Consider the following 9,721-nt stretch of genomic DNA (forward strand, 5'->3'; position numbering starts at 1 on the left):
CGGCGGATGAGCTGGAAACGCTCGCCATCGAACGTGAAGCGGATCTGATGCTGTCGGACACCGAGTGCGCCCGCGGCATGGGCGAGTCCTTCATCGACCAACTGATCGCCGGCACGCCGTCCGGCCTGCTGGACGAGCTGCACCTCTATATCGGGCAGCAATTGCTGCGCCGGGTGCACGATCGCAACCCGATGGGGCCGAGCTTTGCGCAATTGACGAGCGCGGCGCGGCGCTTCGTCGATGCGGCGGCAGCTAACCAGCTGAAGAGCGAGGCCGAGTGATGTCTGGTGCTTTCCGTGTCCGCGCTTCCAGCTGGGCCAGCCTGTTCGACTGCGCCCATCGCTGGGAGGGCGCAAACATCCTTGGCATGCGGATGCCAAGCAGCCCGCGTGCTCAGCTTGGCACCGCAATACATGCGGCAACCGCCGCTTTCGATGAAGCCAGGATGCGCGGCGAAGAGCTCCGCGCCCTGGACGTTGTGCCGGTGCTGGTTGATGAGTTGACCTCGCCGGAGCGGGATGTTGATTGGTCCGCCGACGAGCTGAGCCGGCGCGACGCCGAGGTGATCGGGCGCAAGTTGCTGACCCGGTACTGCCAAGAGATCGCGCCGCTTTACCACTATGTCGCGGTGGAGCTTGAGGTCGTGCCCTGGCGGATCGATTGCGGCGGCGGCATCGTCATCGAGATCCGCGGGACGCTGGACCGCAGCCGCGCGCGCGCCGATGGCGCCGGCGGCGTCGGCATCTGCGACATCAAGAGCGGCGTAAGCGCGGTAACGCAAGGGCGCGCGAAAACGAAAGGGCACGCTCCGCAGATCGGCACCTATGAACTGCTGTACGAGCGCACCACCGGCCAGGCGGTGACGTTGCCGGCAGACATTATCGGCCTGAAAACCAGCGGCTCGCCGGAGGTCGCCACCGGCCAGATCGTCGGCGCCCGCGACCAGCTGATCGGCACCGATGATTCGCCCGGCCTGATGGACTACGCCGCGGACATGTTCCGCAGCGGGCTTTTCCCACCCAACCCAACCAGCCACCTGTGCAGCGCCAAATATTGCGCGCGCTGGAAGGTGTGCAAATTCAAGGATGACCAGCAATGACCACTGCAGCAACCAACCTGGCCGAGCTCAAGCATACCTCCAAAATGGTGGCGCGAGACGCCGGCGTCGGCAGCGTGAAGAAGTTCTTCGAGAGCCAGAAAGCGACGCTGCTGGCCGTACTGCCCAAGCACATGGACGCCGAGCGCATGCTCAAGATCGCGCTTGGCGCCATGCGCACCACCCCGAAGCTGATGAATTGCACCGTTGAGAGCCTGTTCGGCGCAGTGGTGCAGTGCTCCCAGCTCGGACTGGAGCCGAATACCCCACTCGGGCATGCCTACCTGATCCCGTTCGACAACAGGCAGAAGGGGGTGACCGAGGTTCAGATCGTATTCGGCTACAAAGGCCTGATCGACTTGTCGCGTCGTTCTGGCCAGATCGTCAGCATCACCGCTCACGAGGTTTGCGAAAAGGACGCGTTCGACTTTGCCTATGGGCTAAACGAGCGTCTGGACCATAAGCCGGCGCTGGGGGAGCGTGGCCAGGTGATTGCCTTCTACGCTGTCGCCAAGCTGGTCGGAGGCGGCTATGCCTTCGAGGTGATGAGCAAGGGGCAGATCGAAGAGATCCGCGATGCTAGCCAGAACTACAAGTTCGCACGCGACAAGGCAAAAACGGTATGGGGTCAGCATTTCGTCGAGATGGGACGCAAGACGGTGCTGCGCCGGCTGTTCAAGTATTTGCCCGTATCGATAGAGGTCGCGACCGCTGCGGCGCTGGAAGGGCGCGCCACCGATGGCCATAGCCAGGGCCTGGACAACGTGCTGACCGGAGAATACAGCGTGATTGACGACGACACGCTGCAGATTGGCAGCGACGCCGGCGACGTTGACGGCGCTGAATCGGCCCCGGACGACGTAGATACCAGCACCGGCGAAGTGCTGTCCCAACAGCAGTTCCGGAACGCGATGCAGCAGCGTCGCCAGGCCGAGCCGGTGCGCGTCAATGACGACCGCGGCGACGCCAGCGAGCCCGAGCAGTTCGACCAGATCAACCAGCCGACCTTGGAAGAGGCGCTGGCCTTCGTGAGAAAGGGTGATCCGGACATGGCGCGCGACATAGCTCGCAGCCTGTCGGAGAAGGATCAAGCAATCGTCGAGCAGACCATCAACAACCAGCAGGCCAGCGCGGACCGCCCGCGCCGTCAGCGGAATCTGGAGTAATCACGACATGAAAATCACCGCGATTATCGCGAAAAACTTCCAAGGCCTGCGACACGCGGGCCTTTCTCTTTCCAGCCGCATCGCGCTGATCGCCGGCGACAATGGCGCGGGCAAAAGCTCGCTGCGTGACGCCATCGCGATGGCGCTGTCCGGCCTGCCGTCTCGGGTGGCCAAGAAAAAGGACTTTGGCCAACTGGTAATGGAAGGGCAGAAGGGGGCGTCGGTAAGCGTCGAGTTTGACGACGGCCGCGTCGCCACGCTGAAGCTGCCAGACGGCAAGGTCGTCTTCGCTGGCGGCGGAGCGCTTGATGACTCGGAAAGCTTCCGCGCTGCGCTGCCGTTCGCCCTGAACCCTGCGGCATTCGCTGCTGCTGATCCGGATGCGCGGCGCACTGCGCTGTTTGCCCTAACCGGCTGCGGCGTGGACGAACGCGGCGTGGAGCAGCGCTTGCTCGAACGCGGCGTGGAGCAGCGCTATATCGACGCGGTGCTGCCGGTGGTAGGCGCAGGGTTTCCGGCGGCCGAGGCCGACGCAAAGCGGCGCGCCACCGAAGCGCGCGGCGCATGGAAAGGGGTGACGGGCGAGGTGTACGGCGACAAGAAGGCAGAGGACTGGAGCGTTGACGCTTCGGCCGTGCCGGATGCTGAAATCCAGCGTGCCAAGGCCGCCGCTCAGGCGGTTCAGGATGAAATCGGCCAGTGCCAGCAGAGCCTGGGCGAATTGCGCGCCCGTAAGCAGCAGCAAGATGACCGGCAGCGGCAGGCCGCCAAGCTGACCGAGCTGGCGGCAATGCTCCCTCGCATCAGGAACAAGCTGAAGCAAGACCAGCTTGATCTGGCAAATGTCCGTGATCAGGTGGAATCCATCACTGCCGGCCCTGTGCAGCGCGTTGGCCTCGTTCATGACCTGGCGCGCGCGCTGAACGTGTCGCTGACCATGTCCATTCCTTTTGGCGACATGAATGCGGAACAACGGGGGCATCTGAAGGCCGCCGGCCAGGTGCTGGATCAGTACTCAGCGGAGCATGGCAGCTTGGCCGACGACGGTATCCCGCCGAGCGCTCAGGATCTGGCGAGGCTGCCGGATCTCCAGCATTCGCTGGACATGATGAGCCGCGCGGTGGCCAACGATGAGCGCGACCTGAAGATCGCAGAAGACGCAGAGGCGCAGCTGAAAGCACTGAGCGACGGAGCTGCGGCGCCGGTATCCGAGCAGGATGTAAGCAAGTTGGCTGAGCGCATCAACTCGCTGCAGGCCAGCCATAAACAACTGGCCGCCGACCTGGCGCAGCTGCTGGAGAAGCACCGCGAATCCGCCGAGGCGGTCCAGCGCACCAAGCAGGCCGCCCTGCACCACGCCGACGTTCAAGCCTGGTCGGCGGTGGCCAGCGCCATGGCGCCGGACGGTATCCCGGCCGAAATTCTGGCCGAGGCGCTGCGCCCGGTGAACGACCGCTTGTTCGAGCTCTCGCAGATGGCTGGCTGGTCGCGGGTGCAGATCAGCCGCGAAATGGACATCACCGCCGACGGTCGCGTGTACGGCCTGCTGTCCGAGTCTGAGCAGTGGCGCGCGGACTGCGTTATTGCGCTGGCGCTGTCGATCATGAGCGGACTGCGCATTGTGCTGCTTGACCGGTTCGACGTGCTGAGCATGGCCGGCCGCGGCCAACTGCTGGACATGCTTGAAGGCCTGGACGACCAAATCGACACCGCGCTGGTCTTCGGCACGCTGAAGGCTGCGCCGGAGAGCGACGAGATCGTTCAAGCCATCTGGATTCAGGACGGCGAGGTCGCCGGCCAGGATCTCGCGAAAGCCGCCTGACCTTTCTGACCATGATTACCAAAGGAAAACCCATGAAACCCATTCTGTTCTACGACACCGAGACGACCGGATTGCCGCAGTGGAATCTGCCGTCCGAAGACCCGTCCCAGCCCCACATTACCCAGATCGCTGCCGAGCTGGTCGACGAGGACAGCGGCCTTGTTCTGGCCGGCATGAATCTGCTGATCAAGCCGGACGGCTGGGTCATCCCGGACGAGGTCGCCCAGCTGACCGGTATCACAACCGAGCTCTGCGAAGCCTTCGGCATCGCGCTCGGGCAGGCTATGGACCTGTTCTTGGGGCTGTGGAGCCGCGCGGATATCCGCGTCGGTCACAACGAATCGTTCGATATGCGCATGGTCCGCATCGAGCTGATGCGCGTGTATGGCGAGGCCGTGGCCGATGACTGGAAAGAGGGCTCGGCGTTCTGCACATGCTCGAACAGCACCAAGATCGTCAACCCGCCGCCGACCGAGAAGATGCTGGCCGCCGGCAAGAAAAACGCCAAGCCGCCGAACCTGGGCGAGGCCTTCGAGTTCTTCACCGGCCGCAAGCTCGACGGAGCGCACAATGCCATGGTGGATGTCGCCGGCTGCCGCGACGTGTACTTCGGGATTCTGAAACACCGCAAAGCGGCGTAGGCCATGAGCCGCGTCATCTCCACGCGGCCGGCCAGCACGCTCTATACGCCCGACCGGCTGCGAGACCTTCTCTCAGACGCGGAAACCAACGCCCGCAACGGCAGCGATTGGGACCGCGACTTCATCGAAACCATGCAAGCCCGGCTGAAGCAGTACGGCATGGGCATGCACATCAGCAGTCTGCAGCGACATCACCTTGAACGCATTGCCTCCTCAATCTGAAAGGATCACCCCATGCAAGACAACAAAGACTTCCGCGCGATGACCTCCGACACCATCGGTAAAGACCTGCTCAGCGCGTTGGTGGCTGAAGTGAAGCTGCTGCCGGATGTCTGGCAGAAGCTCAGCCAGGCCAAGCAGGACGACGTGATCGAGCGTATGCGCAATCGCGTCGAGTCGAACGTCAAAATGGCCATCCACCTGCTGAGCTCCGAGGGTCGCGTCACCGTTCCCGCCCATCTTGAGCAGTTCGTCAGCAAGGACGGCGTGAAGGTCCAGTTCAAGGTTAATCAGAACGCCGCCGGTATCGTGGATCTGATGCGCGCCACCGGCAAGACTTGCTTGCTTGTGGTGGCCAACGCCGACGAAAACCTCGGCGGCATGGACGAGATCGTCGGCGAGCCTGACCAGCGCGCGATGGACCTCGGCCACGAGTACCGCGAAAACGATGGCGGCGGCATGGGCGACATCTTCGGCAGCAATGTTGTCGACGCCGAGTTCGTCGCCGACGCGCCGCAATTGCCGGCGCCGGGCGATGAAACCCCGACCGAGGAACAGCTCGACAAGGCCTTTGACGACGGCTACGAAGCGGCGCTGGCCGGCAAGCCGGAGAGCGATTGCCCGATCATGTCCGGCGCGCTGTGCATCGAATGGGTCAAAGGCTGGAAAGAGTTTCACAAGGAGCTGGACGGCGGTGAGCAGGCAGAGCCGAACGACGGGGACGGCCCGGAAACAGAGGAGCAGGCCGCTACCACGAGCCCGGCAGTGCGCTACCAGCATCCGGACGACTCCCGCCTGACTTGGACCGGTCGCGGCCGTAAGCCAGCTTGGGTTCAAGCCTGGCTGGACGCCGGCGGCACGCTGGAACAGCTTGACGCGAATAGCAGCAACGACGCAGACACCGCAGCTGCCGCGTAATCACCGAATCACACCTGGGCGCCGTGGGCGCCCACTGAGGACCACAACATGACCAGCGAAAGAAACTTGCTGCCAGCAGTTCGCTTGAGCCCGAGCGAAGGAGAAGTACGACAGTTGGAGGCTCAACTCGCAGCGGCTGACCTGCGCATAAAAGAACTGGAAGCAGCCTTGGCCGTGGCCAGCCTGTCGCCGGAGTCTCGCGACAACGTGATCCAGTTGGTTCGTGAGGCCGCGGCGTGATGTACCCCGACATCAAGAGCGATCCGCGCGTCGTGCCCGGCCTCGCGCACCTGTTCTATAAGCCTGAGCCGAAGAAGCGCAAGCCGGCGGGCGCGCGGTACTCGCTTGACCGGGTAGAGCATCGCGTAGAAGACATGCCGCGCGGCGAGTTCACGAGCGCGGACGTCGCCAAGTTGCTGTGTTTGAGCATCGAATCGGCGCGGCTGATCTGCACCGATGCCGTCAACGCCGGGCTGCTGCGGATCGTGCGGCGGGAGCGGCAGCTCAAGGTTTACAGAAAGGTGAGCACATGACCGAAGACGACCTCGCGCAGTGGCGCCGGCTCAATCCCGGCGCGCCGATCAACCAGCCGCCCAAGTGGGCGGTTTCGTTTTTGTAGGAACAAATATGCGCTACGGATCAGTTTGCAGCGGCATTGAAGCCGCCAGCGTGGCCTGGCATCCGCTTGGCTGGGCGGCGGCATGGCTGGCGGAGATCGAGGCGTTTCCGTCCGCAGTGCTCGCCCATCACTACCCGGATGTGCCGAACCTAGGTGACATGACCAGGATCTCGCGGCGTGTCCTCACCGGCGAGGTTGAGGCGCCGGAACTGCTGGTCGGCGGAACGCCGTGTCAAGCGTTCAGCGTAGCCGGCCTGCGCGAAGGCCTGGCCGATGATCGGGGCGCGCTGACTATCAAGTACGTGGAGCTGGCAGATGCAATTGACTTTATTCGACGCCGGCGCGGAGAGCCGGAAGCCGTCATCGTCTGGGAGAACGTCCCCGGCGTCCTCTCCAGCAAAGATAACGCCTTTGGCTGCTTCCTGGGCGCGCTTGCCGGAGAAGATTGCGAGCTGCAGCCCGCAGGGAAAAAGTGGACGAACGCTGGTTGTGTGTTTGGACCCGCGCGCGCAATCGCGTGGCGAGTCCTCGATGCCCAATATTTCGGATTGGCCCAACGCCGCCGCCGTGTGTTCGTTGTCGCAAGTGCTCGAAAAGGGTTTGATCCCGCCTCGGTACTTTTTGAGTTCGACGGCGTGCGCCGGGATTCTGCGCCGAGCAGAGAAGCGAAAGCGCGAATTGCCGGAGCCGTTACTACGGGCGCTTCAAGTGGTGGCGGTTGGCGAATCGGACCAGACGAAGCCGCTGCAAACCACATCATCGAATGCTTTGGAGGGGGGCGAACTGCCGGCAGCCTTGACGTCGCCGCCTGCCTGACCTCAAAAGGGCAACGAATTGATTTCGAGTTTGATACGTTTGCCGTCCAGCGGCTGGACGGCACGCTACAGGCCAATGGGAAGGCGGCGGGATCTGCAACGCAGCAGGATGCGGAGAGCGGCCTACTCATTCCGGTTCAGTGCGTCACTGGCGATATCACCCACACGCTCAAGGCGGAAGGCTTCGACGCCAGCGAGGACGGCACGGGACGCGGCCAGCCGATCATTCCAGTTATGTCGGTCCACGGCACCCAAGACCCGGACGTAAATGTGAACCTCGCTCATACGCTTGGCCGAAACCAGGGGCAGGAGAATGCGGTTTTTGCATTCCAGTCCAGCCAGTCTGGGGTTCGCCTCTCTGATACCCATGCGACCCTTGATGCTAATAATGGGTCACGCCGGCATTACGGCGTACTTCGTGATATGTCCGTCCGCCGGCTGACGCCAATCGAATGCGAGCGCCTACAAGGCTTCCCGGATGTCTACACCGATGTCACTTTTCGCGGCAAACCTGCGGCAGACGGCCCGCGCTACAAAGCGATAGGCAACAGCAAGGCGGTTCCGGTCGTTCAGTGGCTGGGCCGGCGGATTGACGAGGCGCTGCGCGCGCGGCGGAAGGACGCCGCATGACAGGCTGCTGGGTCCACACCGGCTATCGAGATGGCCGGCTTGTTCTTCGATGGGTCGCCGCGGCGGCCCTTACTTATTGGGAGTGAGCATGAAAGAACGCCCGATGCTGTACACCGGCGCCATGGTTCGCGCAGTCCTGGCGGATGCAAAGACCATGACGCGGCGGCAGATCAAGTTCAAGCAGACGCCGTGCATGTCAATTGAAGAGAACGACAGCGGCAAGCTGTGGCCATGGCGCGAGGACTGCGATAACGGCGGCGATATCTGGTACCCGTGCCCCTACGGCCAACCCGGCGACCGGCTTTGGGTGCGGGAGACTTGCCGCGCGGAGGAGTTGGAGAGCGGGCAAGATGGCGTACGCTACCTTGCTGACGACCACTTTAGACCTATCGACAACACCACAAGTGACGCCATCAGCTGGATGCGCATGCATGCCTACGGAAAGCAAGGCGGCACCAATGTTCCTTCCATCCACATGCCGCGCTGGGCCTCCCGCCTGTTGCTGGAGATAACCGACATCCGCGTGGAGCGGCTGCAGGACATCACATTCGCTGATGCGCAGGCCGAAGGCTGGCCGAGTACGGTAGACGGCAATCCCAATCCTTACGACCCAATCACATGGTTCAAGCTGCTATGGGTAGAGCTCTATGGTGCCGGCAGCTGGGATGCGAACCCGTATGTGTGGCGAATTTCGTTCAAACGAGTTGAGAGGTGAGCGCAAATGAAGAAAACACTCGAAGTCACCATGACATTTGAAGTCGAACTGGACATTGATGATACGCTCCTGACCCCGGAGTCCATCGCCGAGTTCGAGAGCTACATGTTCGACGTAGAAGGCGAGCAAGAAGGCATTTTCGAATATGTCGCCTCCCAGTTTGCCAGCCAATCTGACCCGATTTTTGTTGAAGGGATCGGCAAGGCGGAGTGGGCAGAAACCTGCAGTCCGGATGCAGAGGCCGCCATCAAATATAAGGTTCGACACCTGGAAGTAGACGCGGAGGTGATGGAATGACAATTCAACAGAACCTGATCGACGCCGCGCGCGCCGTTATCGCGGCCGACCGCGACGGCGAGCTGACGGACGAACACATTCAGGCGTTGGAGGCGGCTGTCAATGCTGAGACGGCGGCGGCAGGCGGGCCGGTGGCGTGGTTCCAGCAACTGCCGGGCGAGAAAGGCCTGTGGTATGAGCAGCCGCTTGCCGTGACGCACCCGGAGATTCGCGCCAAATGCACCGCGCTGTATGCCCAGCCCGTGCCGCCCGACGCCTTCGCTCTGCTGAAAATCTGGCAAACCTGGCTCGGCGCGGGCCGCGAGTCGTGCGACGAAGGCGGCAAAAAGCTGTGGGACAGAATTGAAGCGGCGCTGGCCGGCAAGGAGAAGCAACATGACTGAACTGGAAAAGCAACTGCTGGAGGCGCTGAAACATATACAGCGCGAAGCCGGCATGGCTTGGGATAACGATGTGTTCTCGCCTGCCAGGGAAGCCATGGCAGCCGCCGAGGCCACCAGCCTCCAGCCCACGGTAGCGGTAGTGCCGGATTTCCCCGGGCGCCTGAGTATTGCTGATCTCGATTACGCCCAACAGACAAAGCCAGAATCATGGAGTGACGAGCATTTCGAGACGTGGCAACTGCTGCAAGTCGCAAGTCGAAATGTAACGCGTTTGCACATTTACGCTCGTCAGTTGCGCGCCATGCTCGAAGCTGCGCCGGCAACCGTCAAGGATTCCTTGATAGTTCAGCAGGCGCCGGCCGTGCCGGACGGATGGCGGAAGTTAGCTGAAAGTTTGATT

14 protein-coding genes are annotated in these 9,721 nt (G+C 62.6%); all 14 read left to right on the forward strand.

Annotation, left to right across the window (positions count from 1 at the left end; genetic code table 11):
- Positions 1-281, forward strand: a 281-nt coding sequence (locus tag ACODRW_RS23895) for a hypothetical protein (RefSeq protein WP_488906859.1), incomplete at its 5' end; no start/stop codon positions are given.
- Positions 281-1,099 (forward strand): PD-(D/E)XK nuclease family protein, encoded by an 819-nt coding sequence (locus ACODRW_RS23900; RefSeq protein ID WP_166451995.1) that lies wholly within the window; start codon positions 281-283, stop codon positions 1,097-1,099. The genes ACODRW_RS23895 and ACODRW_RS23900, both read left to right, overlap by 1 nt.
- Positions 1,096-2,262, forward strand: coding sequence for a recombination protein RecT (gene recT, locus ACODRW_RS23905; RefSeq protein WP_488906860.1), 1,167 nt, complete (start codon positions 1,096-1,098; stop codon positions 2,260-2,262). Before ACODRW_RS23900 ends, recT begins: the two co-directional genes overlap by 4 nt.
- Positions 2,263-2,269: 7 nt before the next feature.
- The gene (locus ACODRW_RS23910; protein WP_488906861.1) at positions 2,270-4,084 is read left to right on the forward strand and encodes an AAA family ATPase; all 1,815 of its coding nucleotides are present in this window, start codon (positions 2,270-2,272) and stop codon (positions 4,082-4,084) included.
- Positions 4,085-4,116: 32 nt separating this feature from the next.
- Entirely contained in the window at positions 4,117-4,725 is a 609-nt protein-coding gene (locus ACODRW_RS23915) for a 3'-5' exonuclease (RefSeq protein ID WP_488906862.1), read from the forward strand.
- Between the two features lie 3 nt (positions 4,726-4,728).
- On the forward strand, positions 4,729-4,947 hold the full coding sequence (locus ACODRW_RS23920; RefSeq protein WP_488906863.1) for a hypothetical protein: 219 nt from the start codon (positions 4,729-4,731) through the stop codon (positions 4,945-4,947).
- A gap of 12 nt (positions 4,948-4,959) precedes the next feature.
- A complete protein-coding gene (locus tag ACODRW_RS23925) occupies positions 4,960-5,862 on the forward strand; it encodes a ribosome modulation factor (protein ID WP_488906864.1) in 903 nt (300 codons plus the stop codon).
- Positions 5,863-5,910: 48 nt separating this feature from the next.
- Positions 5,911-6,102 (forward strand): hypothetical protein, encoded by a 192-nt coding sequence (locus tag ACODRW_RS23930; protein WP_488906865.1) that lies wholly within the window; start codon positions 5,911-5,913, stop codon positions 6,100-6,102.
- Positions 6,102-6,395 carry a hypothetical protein gene (locus ACODRW_RS23935; protein WP_488906866.1) on the forward strand — a complete coding sequence of 98 codons (294 nt, stop codon included), beginning with the start codon at positions 6,102-6,104 and terminating at the stop codon, positions 6,393-6,395. Before ACODRW_RS23930 ends, ACODRW_RS23935 begins: the two co-directional genes overlap by 1 nt.
- Before the next feature lie 94 nt (positions 6,396-6,489).
- Positions 6,490-7,926 carry a DNA (cytosine-5-)-methyltransferase gene (gene dcm, locus ACODRW_RS23940; protein WP_488906867.1) on the forward strand — a complete coding sequence of 479 codons (1,437 nt, stop codon included), beginning with the start codon at positions 6,490-6,492 and terminating at the stop codon, positions 7,924-7,926.
- 88 nt (positions 7,927-8,014) lie between these two features.
- Positions 8,015-8,641 (forward strand): ASCH domain-containing protein, encoded by a 627-nt coding sequence (locus tag ACODRW_RS23945; RefSeq protein ID WP_488906868.1) that lies wholly within the window; start codon positions 8,015-8,017, stop codon positions 8,639-8,641.
- A 6-nt stretch (positions 8,642-8,647) separates the two neighbouring features.
- Positions 8,648-8,938, forward strand: coding sequence for a hypothetical protein (locus tag ACODRW_RS23950; RefSeq protein ID WP_488906869.1), 291 nt, complete (start codon positions 8,648-8,650; stop codon positions 8,936-8,938).
- Positions 8,935-9,321, forward strand: coding sequence for a hypothetical protein (locus tag ACODRW_RS23955; RefSeq protein ID WP_488906870.1), 387 nt, complete (start codon positions 8,935-8,937; stop codon positions 9,319-9,321). The genes ACODRW_RS23950 and ACODRW_RS23955 overlap by 4 nt, the downstream gene beginning before the upstream one ends.
- A partial coding sequence (locus ACODRW_RS23960) for a hypothetical protein (protein WP_488906871.1) occupies positions 9,314-9,721 on the forward strand: 408 nt, incomplete at its 3' end. The genes ACODRW_RS23955 and ACODRW_RS23960, both read left to right, overlap by 8 nt.

Source organism: Chromobacterium sp. FG89 (genome assembly GCF_057808735.1).

Bases quoted from the DNA above. Each gene is read 5' to 3' on its own strand.
- ACODRW_RS23925 (WP_488906864.1), top strand. From the start codon at position 4,960: ATGCAAGACAACAAAGACTTCCGCGCGATGACCTCCGACACCATCGGT.
- ACODRW_RS23930 (WP_488906865.1), top strand. From the start codon at position 5,911: ATGACCAGCGAAAGAAACTTGCTGCCAGCAGTTCGCTTGAGCCCGAGC.
- ACODRW_RS23955 (WP_488906870.1), top strand. From the start codon at position 8,935: ATGACAATTCAACAGAACCTGATCGACGCCGCGCGCGCCGTTATCGCG.
- ACODRW_RS23945 (WP_488906868.1), top strand. From the start codon at position 8,015: ATGAAAGAACGCCCGATGCTGTACACCGGCGCCATGGTTCGCGCAGTC.
- recT (WP_488906860.1), top strand. From the start codon at position 1,096: ATGACCACTGCAGCAACCAACCTGGCCGAGCTCAAGCATACCTCCAAA.
- ACODRW_RS23910 (WP_488906861.1), top strand. From the start codon at position 2,270: ATGAAAATCACCGCGATTATCGCGAAAAACTTCCAAGGCCTGCGACAC.
- ACODRW_RS23950 (WP_488906869.1), top strand. From the start codon at position 8,648: ATGAAGAAAACACTCGAAGTCACCATGACATTTGAAGTCGAACTGGAC.
- ACODRW_RS23915 (WP_488906862.1), top strand. From the start codon at position 4,117: ATGAAACCCATTCTGTTCTACGACACCGAGACGACCGGATTGCCGCAG.
- dcm (WP_488906867.1), top strand. From the start codon at position 6,490: ATGCGCTACGGATCAGTTTGCAGCGGCATTGAAGCCGCCAGCGTGGCC.
- ACODRW_RS23920 (WP_488906863.1), top strand. From the start codon at position 4,729: ATGAGCCGCGTCATCTCCACGCGGCCGGCCAGCACGCTCTATACGCCC.
- ACODRW_RS23935 (WP_488906866.1), top strand. From the start codon at position 6,102: ATGTACCCCGACATCAAGAGCGATCCGCGCGTCGTGCCCGGCCTCGCG.
- ACODRW_RS23900 (WP_166451995.1), top strand. From the start codon at position 281: ATGTCTGGTGCTTTCCGTGTCCGCGCTTCCAGCTGGGCCAGCCTGTTC.